General features: G+C 72.4%; 19 protein-coding genes, 1 tRNA gene and 1 other RNA gene. 12 read left to right on the forward strand and 9 right to left on the reverse strand.

The window, feature by feature from the left end; genetic code table 11:
• Nucleotides 1-80: 80 nt before the first annotated feature.
• Both FHR37_RS23070 and FHR37_RS23075 read left to right on the forward strand, forming a co-directional pair.
• A complete protein-coding gene (locus FHR37_RS23070) occupies nt 81-1,766 on the forward strand; it encodes a DHA2 family efflux MFS transporter permease subunit (RefSeq protein ID WP_092882049.1) in 1,686 nt (561 codons plus the stop codon).
• A 20-nt stretch (nt 1,767-1,786) separates the two neighbouring features.
• Entirely contained in the window at nt 1,787-2,383 is a 597-nt protein-coding gene (locus tag FHR37_RS23075; RefSeq protein WP_175542391.1) for a phosphoribosyltransferase family protein, read from the forward strand.
• Here FHR37_RS23075 and FHR37_RS23080 read toward each other — a convergent pair.
• The gene (locus FHR37_RS23080; RefSeq protein ID WP_092882045.1) at nt 2,380-3,699 is read right to left on the reverse strand and encodes an aspartate kinase; all 1,320 of its coding nucleotides are present in this window, start codon (nt 3,697-3,699) and stop codon (nt 2,380-2,382) included. The genes FHR37_RS23075 and FHR37_RS23080 overlap by 4 nt on opposite strands.
• A gap of 242 nt (nt 3,700-3,941) precedes the next feature.
• On the opposite strand from FHR37_RS23080, the gene FHR37_RS23085 reads away from it, so the two are divergent.
• The 6 genes from FHR37_RS23085 to FHR37_RS23110 all read left to right on the forward strand — a co-directional run bounded on the left by FHR37_RS23085 (nt 3,942) and on the right by FHR37_RS23110 (nt 8,544).
• Nucleotides 3,942-4,868: a decaprenyl-phosphate phosphoribosyltransferase gene (locus FHR37_RS23085; RefSeq protein ID WP_092882043.1), complete on the forward strand. Its 927-nt coding sequence runs from the start codon at nt 3,942-3,944 to the stop codon at nt 4,866-4,868.
• Nucleotides 4,858-6,240, forward strand: a complete 1,383-nt coding sequence (locus FHR37_RS23090; protein ID WP_092882041.1) for an FAD-binding oxidoreductase — start codon at nt 4,858-4,860, stop codon at nt 6,238-6,240. Before FHR37_RS23085 ends, FHR37_RS23090 begins: the two co-directional genes overlap by 11 nt.
• Before the next feature lie 46 nt (nt 6,241-6,286).
• Nucleotides 6,287-7,048 carry a decaprenylphospho-beta-D-erythro-pentofuranosid-2-ulose 2-reductase gene (locus FHR37_RS23095; RefSeq protein ID WP_092882439.1) on the forward strand — a complete coding sequence of 254 codons (762 nt, stop codon included), beginning with the start codon at nt 6,287-6,289 and terminating at the stop codon, nt 7,046-7,048.
• A gap of 64 nt (nt 7,049-7,112) precedes the next feature.
• Complete coding sequence (locus FHR37_RS23100; protein ID WP_175542390.1) at nt 7,113-7,688, forward strand: GtrA family protein; 576 nt, start codon at nt 7,113-7,115, stop codon at nt 7,686-7,688.
• Entirely contained in the window at nt 7,685-8,119 is a 435-nt protein-coding gene (locus FHR37_RS23105; protein ID WP_092882039.1) for a helix-turn-helix domain-containing protein, read from the forward strand. Before FHR37_RS23100 ends, FHR37_RS23105 begins: the two co-directional genes overlap by 4 nt.
• Before the next feature lie 5 nt (nt 8,120-8,124).
• The gene (locus FHR37_RS23110) at nt 8,125-8,544 is read left to right on the forward strand and encodes a VOC family protein (RefSeq protein WP_092882037.1); all 420 of its coding nucleotides are present in this window, start codon (nt 8,125-8,127) and stop codon (nt 8,542-8,544) included.
• A gap of 110 nt (nt 8,545-8,654) precedes the next feature.
• Here the strand turns inward: FHR37_RS23110 and FHR37_RS23115 are convergent, their stop codons facing one another.
• The 3 genes from FHR37_RS23115 to FHR37_RS23125 all read right to left on the reverse strand — a co-directional run bounded on the left by FHR37_RS23115 (nt 8,655) and on the right by FHR37_RS23125 (nt 10,399).
• Complete coding sequence (locus tag FHR37_RS23115; RefSeq protein WP_092882437.1) at nt 8,655-9,227, reverse strand: DUF5063 domain-containing protein; 573 nt, start codon at nt 9,225-9,227, stop codon at nt 8,655-8,657.
• Nucleotides 9,228-9,381: 154 nt separating this feature from the next.
• On the reverse strand, nt 9,382-9,981 hold the full coding sequence (recR, locus tag FHR37_RS23120) for a recombination mediator RecR (RefSeq protein WP_092882035.1): 600 nt from the start codon (nt 9,979-9,981) through the stop codon (nt 9,382-9,384).
• A gap of 73 nt (nt 9,982-10,054) precedes the next feature.
• Complete coding sequence (locus FHR37_RS23125; RefSeq protein ID WP_202884556.1) at nt 10,055-10,399, reverse strand: YbaB/EbfC family nucleoid-associated protein; 345 nt, start codon at nt 10,397-10,399, stop codon at nt 10,055-10,057.
• 543 nt (nt 10,400-10,942) lie between these two features.
• On the opposite strand from FHR37_RS23125, the gene FHR37_RS23130 reads away from it, so the two are divergent.
• Nucleotides 10,943-11,566, forward strand: a complete 624-nt coding sequence (locus tag FHR37_RS23130; RefSeq protein WP_092882033.1) for a hypothetical protein — start codon at nt 10,943-10,945, stop codon at nt 11,564-11,566.
• Between the two features lie 19 nt (nt 11,567-11,585).
• On the opposite strand, the gene FHR37_RS23135 is transcribed toward FHR37_RS23130, so the two are convergent.
• From FHR37_RS23135 to ffs, 3 genes are all read right to left on the reverse strand, one after another.
• Complete coding sequence (locus tag FHR37_RS23135) at nt 11,586-12,869, reverse strand: MFS transporter (RefSeq protein WP_237768632.1); 1,284 nt, start codon at nt 12,867-12,869, stop codon at nt 11,586-11,588.
• A gap of 232 nt (nt 12,870-13,101) precedes the next feature.
• Nucleotides 13,102-16,293, reverse strand: a complete 3,192-nt coding sequence (locus FHR37_RS32680) for a DNA polymerase III subunit gamma and tau (protein ID WP_237768631.1) — start codon at nt 16,291-16,293, stop codon at nt 13,102-13,104.
• Nucleotides 16,294-16,379: 86 nt separating this feature from the next.
• An RNA gene (ffs, locus tag FHR37_RS23145) (signal recognition particle sRNA small type) lies at nt 16,380-16,476 on the reverse strand.
• 161 nt (nt 16,477-16,637) lie between these two features.
• Here ffs and FHR37_RS23150 point away from each other — a divergent pair.
• Together FHR37_RS23150 and FHR37_RS23155 are read left to right on the forward strand one after the other, a co-directional pair.
• A tRNA-Ser gene (locus tag FHR37_RS23150) sits at nt 16,638-16,726 on the forward strand.
• A 198-nt stretch (nt 16,727-16,924) separates the two neighbouring features.
• Nucleotides 16,925-17,296, forward strand: a complete 372-nt coding sequence (locus FHR37_RS23155; RefSeq protein WP_092882028.1) for an SgcJ/EcaC family oxidoreductase — start codon at nt 16,925-16,927, stop codon at nt 17,294-17,296.
• A 64-nt stretch (nt 17,297-17,360) separates the two neighbouring features.
• Here the strand turns inward: FHR37_RS23155 and FHR37_RS23160 are convergent, their stop codons facing one another.
• Nucleotides 17,361-18,581, reverse strand: coding sequence for an MFS transporter (locus FHR37_RS23160; RefSeq protein ID WP_092882026.1), 1,221 nt, complete (start codon nt 18,579-18,581; stop codon nt 17,361-17,363).
• 131 nt (nt 18,582-18,712) lie between these two features.
• Here FHR37_RS23160 and FHR37_RS23165 point away from each other — a divergent pair, with 131 nt between their 5' ends.
• Nucleotides 18,713-19,714 carry an ArsR/SmtB family transcription factor gene (locus FHR37_RS23165; RefSeq protein WP_092882024.1) on the forward strand — a complete coding sequence of 334 codons (1,002 nt, stop codon included), beginning with the start codon at nt 18,713-18,715 and terminating at the stop codon, nt 19,712-19,714.
• A 12-nt stretch (nt 19,715-19,726) separates the two neighbouring features.
• Here the strand turns inward: FHR37_RS23165 and FHR37_RS23170 are convergent, their stop codons facing one another.
• Nucleotides 19,727-20,065, reverse strand: coding sequence for a YciI family protein (locus FHR37_RS23170; protein ID WP_092882022.1), 339 nt, complete (start codon nt 20,063-20,065; stop codon nt 19,727-19,729).
• Nucleotides 20,066-20,308 lie beyond the last annotated feature (243 nt).

Here is a 20,308-nt window from a genome sequence, read left to right on the forward strand (position 1 = left end):
GCTTGATGTCAACTATGAGTTGGCGCCGAACACCTACGAACCGAACACCGACGAGCCGGAAGGACCGAGGAGACGACCGGATGAGCGGACCCATCGCGCGACACTCCGCGGCCGGCGGACCGGGCGGGCCGGGCGGCGGCGCGTCCGGCGAGGTGGACCGGCCCTGGCTGGCCCTGGCCGCCCTGTGCGCCGGGTTCTTCATGATCATGCTGGACACCACGATCGTGAACATCGCGATCCCGGCGATGATCAGGGGCCTGAACGCCAGCCTGTCCGAGGTCATCTGGATCAACAGCGTCTACCTGCTCACCTACGCCGTGCCGCTGCTGCTCACCGGCCGGCTCGGCGACCGGTTCGGGCCGAAGCGGCTCTTCCTCGGCGGGCTGGTCGTCTTCACCCTGGCCTCGGCCGCCTGCGGGTTCGCCGGCAGCGCCGCCGTGCTGATCGTCGCCCGCGCCGTCCAGGGCCTCGGCGCGGCCGCGATGACGCCGCAGACGATGGCGTTCATCACCCGGCTGTTCCCGCCCAGCAAGCGGGGCGCGCCGATGGGCCTGTGGGGCGCGGTGGCCGGGGTCGCCACCATCACCGGCCCACTGCTCGGCGGCGTCCTCGTCCAGACCCTCGGCTGGGAGTGGATCTTCTTCGTCAACGTGCCGATCGGCGTCCTGGCCGTCGTGGCGACGTTGATCCTGGTGCCGGACTGGCAGCCCCGGCACAGCCACAGCTTCGACCCGCTCGGCATCGCCCTCAGCAGCGTCGGGCTCTTCTGCGTGGTCTTCGGCCTGCAGGAGGGGCAGCGCTACGACTGGGGCACGATCGCCGGACCGGTCACCGTGCCCGAGATCATCGGGGTGGGCGTTCTCCTGCTGGTGGCGTTCGTGGTGTGGCAGCGGGTCAACCGCAACGAGCCGCTGCTGCCGCTGTCGGTGTTCGGGCACCGCAACTTCTCCATGTCGAACCTCGCCAACATCACGGTGGGGTTCACGATGGCGGGGATGTTCCTGCCGCTGGTGATCTACATCCAGTCGGTGCTGGGCTACTCGGCGATCATGTCCGGCCTGATCACCGCGCCGTTGTCGTTCGTGTCCGGCGTGGTCGCTCCGTTCGCCGGGCGGATGTCGGACCGGATCAGCGGGAAGTGGATCGTCGCCGGCGGCATCGCGACGTTCGCCCTCGGCATCTTGATGCTGACCATGCTGGCGCACTACGACAGCACCGGCTGGGCGCTCACCCCGGCCTTCGTGGTGTCCGGACTCGGCGTCGGCTGCATCTTCTCCCCGCTGGCCAACCTCGCCACCTCCGGCCTGGACCCACGGCTGATCGGCGCCGGCTCGGGCATCTTCAACACCTCACGGCAGGTGGGCAGCGTGATCGGGAGCGCCGCCATCGGGGTGCTGCTGCAGGCCCGGCTCGCCGTCGAACTACCGGCCCAGGCGGCGACCGCGGCCGCCAAGCTGCCCGCTCCCTACCGCGAACAGTTCGAGCAGGGGTTCGCCAAGGCGGCCGCCGGCAACGGCGACTTCTCCGCCGCCGCCCGGGCCCCGCTGCCACCCGGCATCCCGTCCGCCGCGGCCGCCCAGCTGCGTCAGCTGGGCGCGAGCGTCTTCGACCACGCGTTCACGGCGGCGATGCGGACCACCCTGCTGCTGCCGGTGGTCGTGCTCGTCGCGGGGGTGGTCGCCTGCCTGGCGATGCGGCCGAGGGCGCACGCGAACGGACGCCACCGCGCAACCAGCGACGCGGGTACGGCCGCCCACTCCGGATGAGCAGCTGCGACGATCACCGGATGATCGACCACCTCGGGGCCGATTTCCTGCTGCGGCTCGCCGGCGCACGGAACGGCCACTTCCGCCTGGAGTCGGGGTACCACGGCGACGTCTGGCTGGACGACCTGGACGGAGTCTTCCGGCGGCCGGGCGATCTCCCGCCCCTCGTGACGGCGCTTGCCGACCGGCTTCGCGCGTACGACCCGGACGCGGTCTGCGGCCCGCTCACCGGCGGCGCTTTCCTCGCCCAGCTGCTCGCCCGCGAACTCGGCGTGGAGTTCCACTGGACGCAGCGGGTGCGTGCTCCCGAGGCCGGCGTGCTCTTCTCCGCGGCGTACGCCCTGCCCGACGGTGCCAACCTGAGCGGTCGCCGGGTCGCGGTCGTCGACGACGTGGTCAACGCCGGTTCGGCCGTACGCGCGACCCTGGACAGCGTGACGACCGGCGGCGGTGAGCCCGTGGTGGTGGGCGCGCTGCTACGCCTCGGACCACCGGACACCCGGCCGGCGAGCATCGGAGGAGCCCGCGTCGAGGCACTCGCCGAGGCCGACAGCTTCCTGTGGGAGCCGGCGACGTGTCCGCGCTGCGCCGCCGGCGAGCCGTTGACCCAGGCCTAGCGGCCGGTGCCGCCGTAGACGACCGCCTCGACCTCGGTGGCGTCCAGGTCGAACGCGTGGTGGGCGGCCGCGACCGCGGCGTCCACGCCGTCCTCGTCGACCACGACCGACACCCGGATCTCGGAGGTGGAGATCATCTCGATGTTGACGCCCGCCTCCGAGATCGCCTGGAAGAACCGCGCCGCCACACCGGGGTTGGTGCGCATCCCGGCGCCGATCAGCGAGACCTTGCCGATCCGGTCGTCGTAGAGCAGTTGTTCGTACCCCACGGTGTCCTTGATCTTGGCCAGCGACGTCATCGCCTGCTGGCCGTCGACCCGGGGGAGGCTGAAGGAGATGTCGGTACGGCCGGTGGCCACGCCGGAGACGTTCTGCACGATCATGTCGATGTTGATCTCGGCGTCGGCCAGCGTCTTGAAGATGTGCGCCGCCTCGCCCACCTTGTCGGGGACGGCCACCACCGTGATCTTGGCCTCGGTGCGGTCGTGTGAGACCCCGGAAATGATCGGTTGTTCCATCTCGGCCTCCTCGAGGGGGTCCGGCGTGTCGGTGACGTGGGCGCGCCGGGCGGTCTCCACGATCTCCGGATCGGCGACCCAGGTACCGATCTTGTTGCTGAACGACGACCTGACGTGGATCGGGATCTGGTAGCGGCGGGCGTACTCCACACACCGCAGGTGCAGGATCTTGGTGCCGCAGGCCGCCATCTCCAGCATCTCGGAGTAGCTGATCCGCGGGATGCGGCGGGCGGTCGGCACGATCCTCGGGTCGGCGGTGAAGACACCGTCGACGTCGGTGTAGATCTCGCACACGTCGGCGCCCATCGAGGCGGCCAGCGCCACCGCGGTGGTGTCGGAGCCGCCGCGGCCCAGGGTGGTGATCTCCTTGGTGTCCTGGGAGACGCCCTGGAAGCCGGCGACGATCGCGATCGCGCCCTCGTCCAGCGCCTGCCGGATCCGGCCCGGCGTGACGTCGATGATCTTCGCCCGCCCGTGCTGGGACGTGGTGAGCACTCCGGCCTGGCTGCCCGTGTAGGACTTCGCCACCTGGCCCAACTGCGCGATCGCCATCGCCAGCAGGGCCATCGAGATCCGCTCACCCGCGGTGAGCAGCATGTCGAACTCCCGCGGCGGCGGGAGCGGGGTCACCTGCTGAGCGAGATCGGTGAGTTCGTCGGTGGTGTCGCCCATGGCCGAGACGACCACGACGACATCGTGGCCGGCCTTCTTGGTCGCCACAATGCGTTGCGCGACTCGCTTGATGCCTTGGGCATCGGCCACCGACGACCCGCCGTACTTCTGCACGACAAGGCCCACGGGATGCTCCTGCTCAGCGGATCGGACTACTCCCGCACCGGTGGGGGCACCGGCCGGGACGGCGGTGTGTGCACGGCACCACCGGGTCTGCTGACCGGTGCCGGTCACGGGCGACAGTCTAGCGAGGTGCCCACCTGGCGGTCGGAGCGTCCAGATGCCGAGAGGGTTCCGAAGGTACGGATACGCCGCGCGGCGGCCATGATCCACGGGGCCGGCGGCGGGACAGACTCTAGGATGCCTGCGTGACGACCACCGCCCCCCGGCGTACGGCCGCCGCCCCGGCCCCGCCCGGGCGGCTGCGCGGTCTCGTCCGCACCTGCCGGCCCCGGCAGTGGGTCAAGAACCTCCTGGTGCTGGCCGCCCCCGCCGCGGCCGGCGTCCTCGGCCGGCCCAGCGCGGTGCTCGACGTCGTCCTCGCGTTCGTCGCCTTCTGCCTGGCGGCCAGCGGCACCTACCTCGTCAACGACGCCCGCGACGCGGTGGCCGACCGGGTGCACCCCCGCAAGCGCAGCCGCCCGGTCGCCGCCGGGGTCGTCCCCGTCGGCCTGGCGTACGCGCTGGGGGTCGCGTTCCTGGTGCTCGGGGTCGCGCTGTCCCTGCTCACCGGCGGCTGGGAGCTGGCCGCGGTGATCGCCGCGTACGTCGCCCTCACCACCGCCTACTCCCTGTGGCTGAAGCACCTCGCGATCGTCGACCTGGTGAGCGTCGCCGCGGGGTTCGTGCTGCGGGCCGTCGCGGGCGCGGCGGCGGTGCACGTCGAGGTGTCCAGCTGGTTCCTCACCGTGGCCACACTGGGCTCGCTGTTCGTCGTCGCCGGCAAGCGGGAGGCCGAGCTGCGCAACGCCGGCCTGGCCAACCCCGAGCTCGGCGGGTCCCGGCTCACGCTGCGCTCCTACACCCGGGAGTTCCTCGGCTACGTCCGGGCCACCACGTCCGGCGCCCTGCTGGTGGCGTACTGCCTGTGGGCGTTCGAACTCCACGAGGGGCTGTCGAAGGTCGCGTTCGGGCTGTCGATCGTGCCGTTCGCGGTGGGAATCCTGCGGTACGCGATGCTGGTCGACGGCGGCTCGGGCGAGGCGCCGGAGGAGATCGTCTTCGACGACCGGATGCTGCTGGTGTCCGGGCTGCTCGTGGTCGCCTGCCTCGGGGTGGGTGTGTATGCGTTCTGACCCGGCTTCGGGCGAACCGCGGCTGCTCACCGGCTGGGGGCGTACGTCCCCCACGGCCGCGCGGGTGCTGCGCCCCCGGTCGGCGGAGGAGGTGGCCGCCGCGCTGGCCGACCCACCCGAGCGGGGGGTGATCGCCCGCGGCCTCGGCCGTTCCTACGGCGACGCCGCCCAGGACGCCGGTGGCCTGGTCCTCGACTGCACCGGTCTGGCCCCGTCCCGCACCATCGACGCCGAGCACGGCATCGTCAGCGCGTCCGCGGGCCTCGGCCTGGACCAGCTGATGCGCGACCTGCTGCCGCTCGGCTGGTTCGTCCCGGTGACCCCGGGCACCCGGCACGTCACCGTGGGCGGGGCGGTCGCGGCCGACGTGCACGGCAAGAACCACCACGTCGACGGCTCGTTCGGCGCCGCGCTGGTCGACCTCACGCTGGCGCTGCCCGGCGGCAAGCTCGTCGTCCTCACTCCCGACAACGCCCCCGGGAACGACCCGGAGCTGTTCTGGGCGACGGTCGGCGGGATGGGGCTCACCGGTGTGATCACCGCGGCGACGTTCCGGTGCCTGCCGGTCCGCACGTCGCGGATGGTCGTGGACACCGAACGCGCCGCCAACCTGGACGAGGCACTCGCGGTGATGGCCGCCACCGACGACCGCTACCACTACACCGTCGCCTGGATCGACCTGCTGGCCCGCGGCGCGGCGACCGGACGCAGCGTGCTGACCCGCGGGTCGCACGCGGACCCAGCGCACCTCGGCCGGTCGGCGGGACGGGACCCGCTGGGGTTCGCGCCGCGCTCACCGCTGGCCGCCCCGCCCTGGGTGCCGTCCGGGCTGCTCAACCGGGGCTCGGTCCGGGCGTTCAACGAGCTGTGGTTCCGCCGCGCGCCTCGCGAACGCCGCGGCGAGGTCGCCTCGATCCCCTCCTTCTTCCACCCGCTGGACGGGGTGCGCGGGTGGAACCGGCTGTACGGGCGGCGCGGGTTCGTGCAGTACCAGCTGGTGGTGCCGTTCGGCGCGGAGGACACCCTGCGCTCGGTCGTACGGGATCTGTCCCAGGCGGGGGTGGCGTCGTTCCTGGCCGTCCTGAAGCGGTTCGGCCCGGGCAACCCCGCGCCGCTGTCGTTCCCGATGCCCGGCTGGACGCTGGCCCTGGACATCCCGCTCGGCGACCGGCGGCTGCCCGGCATGCTGCGCGACTTCGACCAGCGGGTGGTCGCCGCCGGCGGGCGGGTCTACCTCGCCAAGGACTCCACCCTGCGCGCCGACCTGCTGCCCGCGATGTATCCGCGGCTGGACGCCTGGCGGACGGTCCGGGCGCGGGTCGACCCGGACGGCGTGCTGCGTTCCGACCTCGCCCGGCGGCTCGGGCTGTGACCGCGTGATGGACCAACGCCGTAGGACCCGGACGAAGGAGACCGTCGTGAAGAACGCCGTGGGCGGCGTGGACACCGTGCTGTTGTTCGGTGGCCGCAGCGAGATCGGCCTGGCCGTCGTGCGCCGCCTGGTCGAGGCCGGCGCCCGCTCGGTGCTGCTCGCCGTCCGGGGCGGCAAGCCCGACGACGACGTGGTGGCCCGGTTGCGGGAGTGCGGCGCGACGCTGGTCGAGGGGCTGGAGTTCGACGTCGCCCGCCCGGACACGCACGAGTCGGTGGTCGAGGCCGCCGCCGCCCGGCTGGGCGACCTGGACGTCGTGATCGACGCGGCCGGCGTGCTCGGCTCCACCCCGGCGTACGAACAGGACCCCGAAAGCGCCGCCGACGCGGCGGTGGTCAACTTCGCCGGGCACGTCAGCCTCGGGCTCGCGGTCGCCAACCTTCTGCGCGCTCAGGGGCACGGGACGCTGGTCGTGCTGTCGTCGGTGGCCGGGGTGCGGGTCCGCCGGGCCAACTACGTCTACGGCGCGGCCAAGGCCGGGCTGGACGGGTTCGCGCAGGGGCTCGGCGACGCGCTCGCGGGTTCCGGTGCGCGGGTGATGGTGGTCCGGCCCGGCTTCGTGCGTACCCGGATGACCACGGGGCTCCCGGACGCGCCCTTCGCCACCGGGCCCGAGGAGGTCGCGCAGGCCGTCGTCACCGGGCTCGCCCAGGGCCGGGAGACGGTGTGGGCGCCGGCGAAGCTACGCCTGGTGTTCGGCGTACTCCGGTTCGCGCCGCGCGCGGTCTGGCGCCGCCTGCCCGGCTGAGCCCCGGGCTGAGCTCCGCCCCGCGGGGGCCTGCACGGTCCGCGACCTGGGTAGATTGCGACGGGTGAGACTGGTCAGGACCGAGCGGACCCTGCGGACCCTGTGGGAGCGGTTCGAGGTCGCGCTCGCCGAGGTGGCGAAGTTCGGGACCGTGGGTGCCGCCGCCGCGGTCGTCGACATCGCCGGCTCCAACCTGCTGCGGTTCGGCGTCGGGATGGAGCCGCTCGCCTCCAAGGCGGTCTCGGTGGCCATCGCCGCGACGGTCGCCTTCCTCGGCAACCGGTTCTGGACCTGGCGGCACCGGGCGCGGCACAGCCTGGCCAAGGAGTACCTCCTCTACTTCGCGCTGAACGCCGTCGGCCTGGCGATCGCGCTCGCGGTGGTCGGGTTCACCTACTACGTTCTGCGACTGCACGGACCGCTCGCGTACAACCTCTCGGCGAACGTCGTCGGGCTCGGGCTGGGCACGCTGTTCCGCTTCTGGGCGTACCAGAAGTGGGTCTTCCTGCCGCCGGAGCTGCCGCCGGTCGATCCGCACACGGGGCTGCCGGTGCCCGTCGCCGAGCCCGGGGCCGATGCGGAGTCCGGATCCGAGCCCGAGGCCGAGCCGGAACGCGCCGGGAGCGGGAGCCAGGGATGAGCCGGGCGACCGAGGAGTCCAACCGCCGGATGCTGCGCGCGCGGGACGCGATGGACCGTGCGTACGCAGAGCCGCTCGACGTCGCCGCGCTGGCCCGGATCGCGCACGTCTCACCGGCTCACTTCATCCGGACATTCCGGGCGACGTTCGGGGAGACCCCGCACCGCTACCTGCAGCGGCGCCGGGTCGAGCGCGCGATGTTCCTGCTCCGCGAGACCGACGCACCGGTGACCGAGATCTGCTTCGCCGTCGGCTTCGGCAGTCACGGCACCTTCAGCCGGACGTTCCGGGACATCGTGGGCCGGTCGCCCTCTGCGTACCGCGCGGAGTCGCCTCGGCTGGCCGCCCCGTCGTGTTTCGTGCGGGCGTGGACCCGGGTGAGCAGTGAGCAGTTTCGGAGAAGCGGCCGTACGCCGGGGTCCGTAGGTTGAGGGGCATGTTCACCACCACGCGAATTTCACAGATCTTCGTCCTCGACCAGGACGAGGCCCTCGACTTCTACGTCGGCAAGCTCGGGCTCGAGGTCAGCGCCGACATCGACCTCGGCTTCATGCGCTGGCTGACCGTGCGCGTCCCGGGCGACTCCGACCGGGAGATCCTGCTGGAGAAGCCGGGCCCGCCGTCGCACGACGAGGCCACCGCCGCGCAGATCAGGGAGCTCGTCACCAAGGGCGCGCTGGGATTCAGCGTCGGCTTCACCACCGACGACTGCCAGAAGACGTACGAGACCCTGCGTGCCAAGGGGGTCGAGTTCACCGACGAGCCGACCGACCGGGACTACGGCATCGACTGCGGCGCGCGGGACCCGTTCGGCAACCACTTCCGGTTCGTCCAGCACAAGACGCCGACTTCCTGAACAGCCGGAGCGACAGCCGGAACGACACGGACCGACCGCGGGCGTTGTGCAGCCCGTCTGGTCGGTCCGTTGCCGTGTAGCCGGGTCCGGGCTTTCAGTCGGTCAGCCGGTCAGGCGGAGTCCTCGCGTGCGGAGTCCAGCCGGGCGTGCGCGATGACCGAGTGCAGTGCGCGAAGCACCGCGCCCGCCTCGGCTCCCCAACTGGACAGGTAGGAGAACTGCCACCACCACAGGGCCTCGTCGATCCGGCCGGCCCGGTGGTGCTTGAGTCCGTGGACCAGGGAGGCCGCGATTCCGGCCAGGTCGTCGGACAGCCGGCCGTTGAGCAGCTCCGGCGGCTGGGTGTAGGGGTCGAACACCTCGGTGTAGAGGTCGACGTCGGTGAGGAGGTAGCCGAGCCGCTCGCGCAACTCGTCGAGGTCGGGGTCGGGCCCGGCGTCCGGCTCGAAGCGGTCGACGGGCACGACGTCGCTGATCGCGCCCAGCCGGCCGCCGGCCAACATGAGCTGACTCACCTCGAGCAGCAGCATGGGCACACCGGTCGCGAGGTCCTCCGCCCGGGCGATCTCGCGCAGAGCGATGAGGAAGCTCTCCACCTGGTCGGCGATCTCCTGCGCGAAGTCCTCCACCTCACTGGGCGGCGTCTTGCCGGTGGGTGCCTCGTCGAACCTTGTCGTCGTCATCTCACTTCCCCCCGTCTCCGTCCGGACCTCCGTGCCGGCTCTCGGACCGGTCGCCGCGCCGGCCTTCGCACCGCGCGATGCACGCGAGCCGCTGCGCGGGCGGCGCGCCGACCGCTCGGCACCCCGGCCGTTCACGTCAGGCCGACCGTTCACGTCAGGCATCGAGCAGTCTCCTTCCTTCGAACGCCCGGCCGAGGGTGACCTCGTCGGCGTACTCCAGGTCACCGCCCACCGGCAGGCCGCTGGCGAGGCGGGTCACCCGCAGGCCCATGGGACCCAGCATGCGCGCGAGGTAGGTCGCCGTCGCCTCACCCTCGAGATTGGGGTCGGTCGCCAGGATGACCTCCTGCACGGTCCCGTCGGCCAGGCGCTGCATGAGTTCCCGCACCCGCAGGTCGTCCGGCCCGATGCCCTCGATCGGGCTGATCGCACCACCGAGAACGTGGTAACGACCGCGGTACTCCCGGGTGCGTTCGATCGCCACGACGTCCTTCGCCTCCTCCACCACACACAGCACCGACGGGTCACGGCGGGTGTCGCGGCAGATGCGGCAGCGTTCCTGCTCGGCGACGTTGCCGCATTCCTCGCAGAAGCGCATCTTCTCCTTGACCTGGACGAGCACCTCGGCCAGTCGCCGGACGTCGATCGGGTCGGCCGCGAGCAGGTGGAACGCGATGCGCTGGGCGCTCTTGGGGCCGATCCCGGGCAGCCGACCGAGCTCGTCGATGAGGTCTTGGACCACGCCCTCGTACATGCGTACCTCTGCTCTCTCGCGGCTGTGCGGCTTCCGCCCGCCTGGGTGCGGGCCGGCTCGCCGCCGTCTCGGCCTAGCCGGGCAGTCCCAGGCCGCCCGGCATACCGCCACCGAGTCCCTGGGCCAAAGGTCCCAACTTCTGCGAGGCCAGCTCGCGCGCGTTGTTGGCGGCGTCCCGGACGGCGGCCACCACCAGGTCGGACAGCGTCTCGGTGTCGTCCGGGTCGGCGGCTTCGGGCTTGATCTCGATGCCCTGGAGCTCGCCCACGCCGTTGACGGTCGCGGTCACAAGACCGCCTCCGGAGGTGCCCTTGACCTCGGTCTGGGCGAGTTCCTCCTGGGCGGACATCAGGTCCTGCTGCATCTGCTGCGCCTGCTGGAGTAGCTGCTGCATGTCGGGCGTTCCGCCAGGGAACAAGATGATCTCCCTCGTCTTGGGCCGCGAAGCTTTTTTCACACCGGAGAATCTTCACCCGACACCGCCGTACGCAGGCCCGGACGGGCCTCGCACGGGCCCTGTCCGAGACGAACCGACCGGCGTACGACGAGCCTACGATGCCGCACCCCCAGGAGGGATGCCGGTCCCTTCTGCCGTCCGTGCCCGAGTCCGCCGCGAGACCTCTCGGGACACCCCGCCGGCCCGATCGTCGGTCGCCGGCTTTTTGTCCACAACCGCCCTGCCGGCGAGTTTCTCCACAGCCGATGAGCAGCCGACGCGGCCGGCCCGCCGCTCCGCCGAGCATGAATCGCGACCGCTCAGTCCCGTCCGCACGCTCGGAGGAATGCCATGCCGGCCACGACCCCGCTCACCCCGTCGCCTTTCGCTCGCTCTTTCCTCGCTCGCCCTTTCCAGGCGCGCTCCTTCCGCCTCCGCTCGTTCCGCGCTGGGCCGGACGTCGCCGCGCGGCCACCTGTCGCCGGATCGGTTCCGGACCGGCGTCGGCTTCGCCGGTCCGCGCGAATGACCGCCGCGCTGAGTGCGACGCTCGGCGCCACCGTCTGCGTGTTCGGTGTGGCCGTCGCTCCCGCGCAGGCGGCGACCACTGTCCGCATCGCCAATGCGATGCCCGACGCGGAGCTCAGGGGCGTTGTGGACCGCTGCACCGGCAACCAGGCTCCGTGCGCCACCTGGGTGGGCACCAACGACGATGACGACGACTACACCGCCCGGCGGCCGCTGGACGGCTTCCTCGTCGGGTCGGTCCCGGCGGGGGTTGGTGAGCTCGTCACCGACTTCGCGTTCGAGTGGGAGGAGGTCGCGCACCGCAGCCGGGTCTGGGAGAGCGGACCGGACGCGGACGGCGGCTACCAGGTCGACCTGACCGTCGACGTGTTGCGCGGGGAGTCGCTGACCAGCGCGGGGGCGCTGCGCGACTACCTCACCGACTACTACGAGCGCGATCCCGCCACCTGGCGGCTCGACCCGTTCAAGCAGCACGGGCAGCCCGGCTGGCACGACGGCACCATCGCGTTCTGGCTCGCCGCGCCGGGTGTGGGGGTGGCGGTGAAGCTCGACCGGGAGCGGTTCGGCGCCGGCGACCTGCTGCGCACCGCCTACGGCATTCGGCCGGTGACGGGACGGTGATCTCGTCGCGGGGTCCGGCCTAGGTCTGGCCGCCCCCGGACTCCTCCGGCCGGGCGCGCCCACCGAGCGTGGGCTCGTCCGGGCCGGACGGATCGTCGACCGGCTCCGCCTGCCGGGCGTACCTCGTCTCCGGCATCCGCAACGCCAGCAGCGGACCGAACACCAGGATCGCCGCGGTGGCGCCGAACGCGGACCCGAACGACAGGTTGTCCACCAGCACCCCCGCCACCAGCGGTCCGGCGATCGCTCCGAGGTCGGAGGACATCTGGAAGACGGCCACCACCTGTCCCCCCCGCCCGCGCATGATGTCGCCGATCACGGCACCCGGAGCGACACCTAAGAAGGCGGCACCGACGCCGAACAGGCCCATCGCGAGGAGGTACGTCGGCAGCGTGGACGACACCGTCACCACCACCATCGCCGCGAACGCCACCGACCCGCCGAGGATCATCGCCGGACGACGGCCTGCCTGGTCGGCGACCTTTCCGGCGGACACCAGGGACAGCGCCTGGGCCACCGACCCGGCCAGGAAACCGACACCGGTCCAGATCGCGCCGACCTTCAGGCCCTCCACGACGAACAACGGGATCAGACTCGACCGGACGCCGAACAACGCCCAGCCGGTGCCGAAGTTGCTGACGAGTGCGGCTTGGTACGCCCGATGGCGAAGCGCCTCCCGCAGGCTCGTCCGGTTCGCCTCGTCGTCCTGCCGGCCGAGTCGCTCGTGCAGGGTCGTACGCGCCAGCGCCAGCGCGCCGATCGTGCCGGCCACCGCGAGGGTCGCGCCGTAGACGAAGAACGGCAACCGTGGCGAGAGCTCGGTGAGCAGGCCGCCGGCCACGGGCCCCATCAGCCCGCCGATCAGGAACCCCGCCTGGAACAACCCGTTCGCCCGGCCACGGCGGTCGGCGTCCACGACCCGCAGCAGCAACGAGACTGCGGACACGGTGAACATCGCGCTGCCGACACCGCCGACGGCACGCAGGAGGAGGAGTTGGAGGTAGCTCTGGGCAAGGCCCGCCACGGCCGAGGACGCGGCCACGAAGAAGATCCCGGCGAGCATCACCGTCCGCTCGCCGATCCGGTCGACCAACCGACCGGCCAACGGCGCCGACACGAACCTCATCAGGGCGAAGGCCGAGATCACCGCGGCAGCCGCCGTGTGGCCGACGCCGAAGTCCCGGGCGAACACCGGCAGTGCCGGGGCGACCACCCCGAAGCCGACGGCTACCGCGAACGCGATCGCGGCGAGGACGGCGACCTCGCGCGGCATCCCGGCGAACGGGTTGGATGGTCTTCGCACAGCCGCCGATCGTCCCACAGCGGTAAGGACCGGCGCACCCCGGTGTTGCCGACCGTCCGAGGGTCAGCGCGGGCAAACCCGCTGGTCAGCGCACGGCAGTGCCGGCATGGGCCAGTCAGCCGGGCGAGATCTGCAAGCCATGCGGGCCGGCCGGCCGAGCGAGGTAAGCCGCCCGAGGAGGCTGGTCCGTTGCGGGTGCTGGTCAGACGAGGGCTGGTCAGACGAGGGCTGGTCAGTTGAGTGGGATCTCCTCGATCAACTGGGCGCCGAACTCGCGCTCGAGAAGATCGGTGTGGGATCTCGGGTCGTCGGACAGCGAGTTGTCGGTGTCGGGGTCGACATCGCTGTCGGGGTCGTGCGTGGGCTCGGCCGGACGGGGAGTGCCACCCGCCGCCGCGGCGGCTCGGGCCCGAGCGCTGGACATCGGGCGCGATCCGTTTCCCTGACCGCCGGTGCCGCTCTGGCCGGTGGGCGTACCTCGGTCGACGCCGCCCCTCCGACCGGCGTCCTGTCGATCGGGAGCACCTCTGCGATCGGAGGCACCGCCTGGCTCAGTGCCGGCGTTCTGACCAGCAGCGGAACCGCCCGGGGTGGACACGGCCACGCCGGCCCAGCCGGAGTCGTTGCCCCGGCCGGAGCCGTTGCCCTGCTCCGGATCGCCCCGGCGCTCGGCGGCGCCCCAATCTCCGCCGCGGGACCGCTCACCGGTGGACTGGTCGCCAGGAGATCGGTCACCAGCAGATCGGTCACCGGAAAACCGGTCACCGGAAAACCGGTCACCGGCAGGTCGGTCGTCAGCGGACTGGTCACCGGGAGGTCGGTCGCCGGCGCGGGTGCGTGCTTCGGCGCGGGACCCGTCGCCGGCCGAGCGGTCGGAGGCAGGCTCGCGGGGCGGGGTGGAGCCCGGCACCCGCGCCGGGCTCGGCCACCCGTCGTCCTGGTCGGCCTCGTCTGGCGCCTCGGGAGTGGCCCCGCCGGGACTGTCGTAAGAGTGGGCGTCCGCGGCAGCCGGCACGGCCGTGCCGTCCCCGGCTGCCTCGCCGCCCGGCCGCGGCGTACTCACCGAACGGAAGGAATCGTTGCCGCCACCCCGGGCAGCCGCTGCCCGGGGTCCCGAAGCACCGCCACCCGAAGTAGCGCCACCGGAAGTGCCGCCGCGGGATTCGGCAGCCCCGCCGGCCGGACCCTGGCCGCCTCGACCCGAGCCCGAACCACCCGAACCACCCGAGCCCGAACCACCCGAGCCACCCGGACCCGGGCCACCCGAACCGCCGGCGCCGCCCGAGGGGTCGATGATCGCCTCGACCCGCCAGTCGACGCCCAGCACGTCGCGCAGCGCCTGCCGCAGCAGTTCGTCGCTGCCGCTGCGGGTGAACGAGTCCCTCGCCCCAGCGTTGACGAGCGCGACAGTGAGGACGTTGCCGTGCAGGTCGGCGACGTGGGCGTTCTGACTCAGCATCACCCAGCTGAACCGGCGCTTCCCCTTCACCGCCTCGAGGACGTCCGGCCACAGCCGGCGTACGTCGGTGACTCCCAGTGCGCCCGGCGTCCCCGCGCCACCGGAAGCCGCCTCACCGGGCGCGGCACCACCCGCGTCCGACTCGTTCGGTGCCGCGGACCCCCCGCCCGCAGCTTCGTCCAGGACGACGCCCGCCGGCTCGGATCCGGCCACCGGCCCGGCGGGCGGCGCGGAGACCGACCAACCGGCCTGGTCCACGGAAGGCCCGGCGGGCGGCGCGTCGGAGGACTCGTGCGGAGCCTGGGGCGTACCCCAGTCAGCGGCGGCCGCCGCAGCGGCCGAGGCTCGAGCCGAGCCGTCCGGCTGCGCGGACTCCGGCGCACGGGTCTCCGCCGCGGGACCCCGCGTCGAAGACTCCGGCCGGGGCGCCTCCGCCGAAGCAGAAGCGGCCGATCCGGCCGAGTCGGCTGTCGGCGGCCGCGCGGAGGGCCGTTGGGTGGAGTCCGGCGCCGCTGCGGCGGTGTCCGCGTCACGGCCGGTAACGCGGTCAGCCTCGCCCACCCGGGACGGGCGTTCGGCGTTCGCCGCGTCGCGCGCCGCTTCGCGTCCGCCGCCCCCGGATGGCCGCTGACCGGCAGAGCTCCTGCCGAGTTGGTCCCTCGCGGCGGCCGCTCCACCAACCGAGCCGCCAACCGAGCCACCGCCCGAACCACCGACCGGGCCGCCCGAAGAACCACTCGGGCCGGCCGCCGACGGCACGTCCTGACCGCCCGCGATGGACAGCCGGCGTTCGAGCCGGTCCAGGCGGGCGTGCAGGCCCTGCTCGCTGTCGTCGACCGCCGGCAGCAGGATCCGCGCGCAGATCAGCTCCAGGTGCAGGCGGGGCGCGGTCGCACCCCGCATCTCGTTCAGCCCCTCGTTGACCAGATCGGCGGCCCGGGTGAGCTCCGCGGTGCCGAGGCGCGCCGCCTGTGCGGTGAGGCGTTCGGCCTGGTCACCCGGTCCTTCGAGCAGGCCGCGCCCGATCGCGTCGGGCACCGCCGAGATGATCACCAGGTCTCGCAGCCGCCGGAGCAGGTCCTCGGCGAAGCGACGCGGATCCTGCCCGGACTCGATCACCTTGTCGACGACGGTGAAGACGCTGCCGCCGTCACCCGCCGCGAGCGCGTCGACCACCTCGTCCAGCAGCGACTCGTGGGTGTAGCCGAGCAGCCCCACCGCCCGGGCGTACGTCACACCGTCGTCGCCCGCACCACCGATCAGCTGGTCGAGCACCGAAAGGGTGTCGCGAACCGACCCTGCTCCGGCCCGGACCACCAGCGGCAGGACGGTCGGCTCGACCTGCACCCCCTCGCGCTCGCACAGGTCGGAGAGGTACTCCTGCAGGACCTTCGGCGGGACCAGCCGGAACGGGTAGTGGTGTGTACGAGACCGGATGGTGCCGATGACCTTCTCGGGCTCGGTCGTGGCGAAGACGAACTTCAGGTGCTCCGGCGGCTCCTCGACCAGCTTCAGCAGGGCGTTGAAGCCCTGCGTGGTCACCATGTGCGCCTCGTCGACGATGTAGATCTTGTAGCGCGAGGACACCGGCGAGAAGAACGCCCGCTCGCGCAGGTCACGGGCGTCGTCCACGCCACCGTGGCTGGCCGCGTCGATCTCGATCACGTCGATGCTGCCGGGGCCGCCGCGAGCCAGGTCGCGGCAACTCTGGCACTCACCGCACGGCTCGGGAGTGGGACCGACCTCGCAGTTGAGGCAGCGGGCGAGGATCCGGGCGCTGGTGGTCTTCCCGCAGCCGCGTGGCCCGGAGAAGAGATAGGCATGGTGCACGCGGTTGTTGCGCAGCGCCTGCTGCAACGGCTCGGTGACGTGATCCTGGCCGATGACCTCGGCGTACGTCTGCGGCCGGTAGCGACGGTAAAGGGCGAGCGGCGCTTCCACGATAGGGACCCTAGCCCGCGCCACCGACGGTCGCGGAGCAGCGGGCCGGCTCGGCGCGGCCGCACCGCGCGCCGGTCGCGACGCGAGGCGCGTCGAGGGCGGCGGTGGTACGAAAGGACTCCCCGCGCACCCGGTAGAGCTTGCTTACCCTTGCTGCCTTCCGGCCCTGGGGGAGTTGGGCAAGGTACCGCCGCGCGGGGAGCCGCGGAGCAGTCTACGCGAGACCCCCGCGACTTCGCCCACCGCCGCCGGGCAACCCGGGACAGAGCAGCCTCGGGCGTCTCAGAAGGCGCAACCCCGCCCAACCGGCCGTTGTCCACCGGCCCCCGGTTGGCCCGGCGGACCACCGAGCGGGTACTGTCTCGCGCGGAGGATTCGCCTAGTTGGCCTAGGGCGCACGCTTGGAAAGCGTGTTGGGAGCAATCCCTCAGGGGTTCGAATCCCCTATCCTCCGCCAGTCCCACAGCTGGGTGTCCAGCACCTGAAAGGCCCCGACCGGGTTCACCGGCCGGGGCCCTTCTGACTTCACCGGCTACTTCACCGGTCACTCCGTCGGCCACTCCGTCGGCCACTCCCCGGCTACTCCGACAGTCACGCCATCGGCCACTTCGCCGGTCACTCCTTCGGTTCAGGGCGTCGCCTGGTACAAGAATCCATGGCTTCCGACATCAGCACAGCCGAGGTCGTGGCGGTCATCGACCGCCTGCGCGAGGCGTGGCGCGCGGCCGACATCGACGCCTACGTCGCCGGGTTCGACGAGGACGCGGATCTCGTCAACCGAACCGGCCAGTGGTGCCGCGGAAGGAAGATGATCGCGGAGCGGCTCGGAGAGCTCGCACGCACCGGCCGGCCGGCGGTCTTCGCCGCGGAACGCCGGACCGAGGCAGTTCGCATCGTGACACCGGAGCTCGCGGTGGTGCACGAGTCGTGGATCGAGCCGGACCGCGTCGCGCACGCGACCTACGTGCTCGTCCGAAAAGACGAGGGCTGGCGGGTCACCACCACGAACGTCGTTCTACGGCAGTGACCCGGCAGTGACCCGGCGGCGGCGACCCCGCGGCGGCTGACCCGGCAGTGACCCGGAAGGTCGATCACGCGGCGAGGACGTGGTCCATCCGCCGGGCGACCCGTCCGTGGAACGCGAGAGTCGCCACCGAGCAGGCGATGCCGGCCGCCAGCGCGGTCCACCACAGCACACCCGGGCCGAGCCCGGAGTACAACGCGACGCCCAGGGTGAGGGCGGCGAACCTGGCCGTCCCCCACATCCAGCCGAACGCGCCCTGGTAGCGGCCGCGCGCGTGCGCCGGGGCGAGGTTGGCGATGACCGACGCGGCGATGCCGGCGACGGCCACCTCACCGACGGACCAGACGACCACCGAGAACGCGTAGCCGGCGACCGAATCCGCGAGTCCGGTCATCGCCACTCCGACGGCGATCAGGACACCGCCCGCGCACTGCACCGGAAGCTGCGGCAGCCGGGTCAGCCGCGCCGTCACCACGGGCTGGAGCAGCACCACCATCACCGCGTTCAGCGCCGCCATCGCGCCGTAGACCGACGGGGACAGTCCGCTGTCGTGGATGGCGAGCGGCAGCGCCACCTCGGTCAGCGAGTAGACGAACAGCTGTACGCCGAACAGCGGAAGCAGCGCAAGCCCGAGCCGGTCCCGCAGGACGACTCCGTACCCGATCCCGTCCGTCCGCCTCTCCCCGGCCGCAGCCGTGGCCCCACCCGGCGCCGCCGGCCGGTGTTCGCGCAGCCGGAACGCCACCACCGCGGCGAAGACCAGCATGCTTCCGGCGTCGACGGCGAACAGCAGCCAGTAGCCGTGTGCGGCGAGGAACCCGCCGAGCACCCCGGCCACGGCCGTACCGATGTTCACGCCCCACTGGAACAGCGCGTACGCCCGCTGCCGATGCGCGGCGTCCACGGCGTCGGCCAGCAGCGCGGATGCGGCCGGCCCGACCATCGACCCCGCGGCGCTGATCAGCAACGCGGCGGCCGCCATCGTGGCCACGCTGGGGGCGAGGAAGAGCGCACCCTGCCCCACCGACGCGGCGACCAGCCCGGCCAGCATCGTCGGACGCCGGCCGATCCGGTCCGCGAGCAGTCCGCCGACCGCCGGCCCGAGCAGGTTGCCGACACCGAGAGCGCCGAGGACGTAGGAGACCTGCGTACCGGTGACGTCGCGGGTGGCCAGGAAGAACACCAGGAACGGGGTGACGAGGTAGCCGAGCCGGTTGACGACCGTGCCGGCGAACACGGTCCAGACGACCGGCGGGAGCCCGCGGAAGGAGGAGAACGAGGAGAGCATGGCCAGACCCTGCGGCCTGGCCCACCCGGCGGACCATTGATTAAGCTCCACCCGAATCCACCGGACCCAACCGGACCCGACCGGACCACTCCGGACGGTCCGGACGGTCCGAGGCACAGCGAGGAGTACGCATGGAGTCGGTGCTCAGCTTCTCCACCGCGGACCTGGCCCTGACCAGGTACGCGGTCTCGCCGATGTGGGAGGTCGTCACCAGCTTCCGGCTGCTCCGGGACGAGGTGGAGCCCCCGCTCCACCGGCGCTGGGCGGCGCAGGTCCGCCCCCGGCTGGCGCGGGCCGGACTCGACAGCGGCTGGCTGGCCGAGCTGATCCCCCTGAACGGCTACCTCGCCGACTTCCTCAACCCCACGCCGGCCGCGCCGTTCCCCGCCCTGTCCGGGGAGCTGGCGGCGATCCTGGCGACCCCGGCCGAGCAGGTGCGGACCGAGCTGGACATGCTGGCCGCCGACCAGGACCGGCGCGACGGCGGACGGTCGGCCCGCTCCAGGCTGCTGTACGAGGCGCCCGAGGAGACGCTCGCGAAGGTGGCCGCCGAGATCGAGACGTACTGGGAGATCGCCCTCGCGCCCTACTGGGCCCGGATCCGGGACCTCCTCGAGGCGGACGTCTTCCACCGCGCCCGGCAGGCCGCCGAACACGGCTCCGCCCACGTCCTCGACGAGCTGCACGACTCCGTGCACTGGGACGACGGCACCCTGCGCCTGGTCCGCCGGCACTGTTCGGTGACCCGCGGCCAGGCGGGCGGTGGGCTGCTGCTGGTGCCATCGGTGTTCGTCTGGCCGCGGGTGCTGACCCGGTCGGTGGCCGGCGAGCCGCCGCAGCTCGCGTATCCCGCGCGCGGGGTCGGCAACCTGTGGGAGCCGCGCACGCCCACCTCGGCCGCGGCGGTCGCTGGTGTTCTGGGGCGATCCCGTACGCGGATCCTGACCGAGCTCGACACTCCGTCCTCGACCACCCAGCTCGCGCACCGCGCCGGGATGTCCGCCGCCGGGGTGTCCCAGCACCTCACGGCGCTGCGGGACGCGGGCCTGGTCACCGCGCACCGCAGCGGCCGGTCGGTTCTCTACGCCCGTACGTCCGTCGCCGACGCTCTGCTGACCCCCGACGGAGACTGAACTCTCCCGCCGTCAGTCCCAGTACGGCCGGACCTCGATCGCGCCGTACCTCGCGACCGGGTGTTCCGAGGCGACCTCGACCGCCTCGTCGAGGTCGGCACACTCCAGCAGGTCGTACCCCGCGATCTGTTCCTTGGTCTCGGCGAACGGGCCGTCGACCACCAGCACGTCGTCGGCGCGGACGCGGACGGTCCGCGCGTCGGCGACCGGCCGCAGCCGGTTGCCCTGCAACCGAACCCCACGCGCGTCCATCCGTTCCATCCAGGCGATCGAGTCCCGCCGCATCGCGGCCGACTCCTCCGGACCGAGTTCCTCACCCTCGGCCCAGCACACCAGCATCATGAACTTCATCTCGTCTCCTTCGCTCACTTCGGTGGGCCCTGGCCGGGCCCGGTGCGGACCGGCGAACGTCGCGGTTGCCGGACATGTCGGGTACGGCAGGTAGGTCGGGTTCCACGCGTACCGGCTCCTCAGCGGTACTCGTTGCCGCCTGTGTCCCTGCTCACTCCCGCTCCCCTCGCCCGTCGACCAGATGACGAGCGGGACGGGGCCACATCGACAACCGCATCGACAGCCACATCCACAACCACACCG

The organism is Actinopolymorpha cephalotaxi (assembly GCF_013408535.1).
In the GTDB taxonomy this organism is placed as follows: Bacteria; Actinomycetota; Actinomycetes; order Propionibacteriales; family Actinopolymorphaceae; genus Actinopolymorpha; species Actinopolymorpha cephalotaxi.

Coding starts and splice junctions, on each gene's coding strand:
- FHR37_RS23070 (WP_092882049.1), top strand. CDS start 81: ATGAGCGGACCCATCGCGCGACACTCCGCGGCCGGCGGACCGGGCGGG.
- FHR37_RS23075 (WP_175542391.1), top strand. CDS start 1,787: ATGATCGACCACCTCGGGGCCGATTTCCTGCTGCGGCTCGCCGGCGCA.
- FHR37_RS23090 (WP_092882041.1), top strand. CDS start 4,858: ATGCGTTCTGACCCGGCTTCGGGCGAACCGCGGCTGCTCACCGGCTGG.
- FHR37_RS23105 (WP_092882039.1), top strand. CDS start 7,685: ATGAGCCGGGCGACCGAGGAGTCCAACCGCCGGATGCTGCGCGCGCGG.
- FHR37_RS23110 (WP_092882037.1), top strand. CDS start 8,125: ATGTTCACCACCACGCGAATTTCACAGATCTTCGTCCTCGACCAGGAC.
- FHR37_RS23115 (WP_092882437.1), bottom strand. CDS start 9,227: ATGACGACGACAAGGTTCGACGAGGCACCCACCGGCAAGACGCCGCCC.
- recR (WP_092882035.1), bottom strand. CDS start 9,981: ATGTACGAGGGCGTGGTCCAAGACCTCATCGACGAGCTCGGTCGGCTG.
- FHR37_RS23130 (WP_092882033.1), top strand. CDS start 10,943: ATGACCGCCGCGCTGAGTGCGACGCTCGGCGCCACCGTCTGCGTGTTC.
- FHR37_RS23155 (WP_092882028.1), top strand. CDS start 16,925: ATGGCTTCCGACATCAGCACAGCCGAGGTCGTGGCGGTCATCGACCGC.
- FHR37_RS23160 (WP_092882026.1), bottom strand. CDS start 18,581: ATGCTCTCCTCGTTCTCCTCCTTCCGCGGGCTCCCGCCGGTCGTCTGG.
- FHR37_RS23165 (WP_092882024.1), top strand. CDS start 18,713: ATGGAGTCGGTGCTCAGCTTCTCCACCGCGGACCTGGCCCTGACCAGG.
- FHR37_RS23170 (WP_092882022.1), bottom strand. CDS start 20,065: ATGAAGTTCATGATGCTGGTGTGCTGGGCCGAGGGTGAGGAACTCGGT.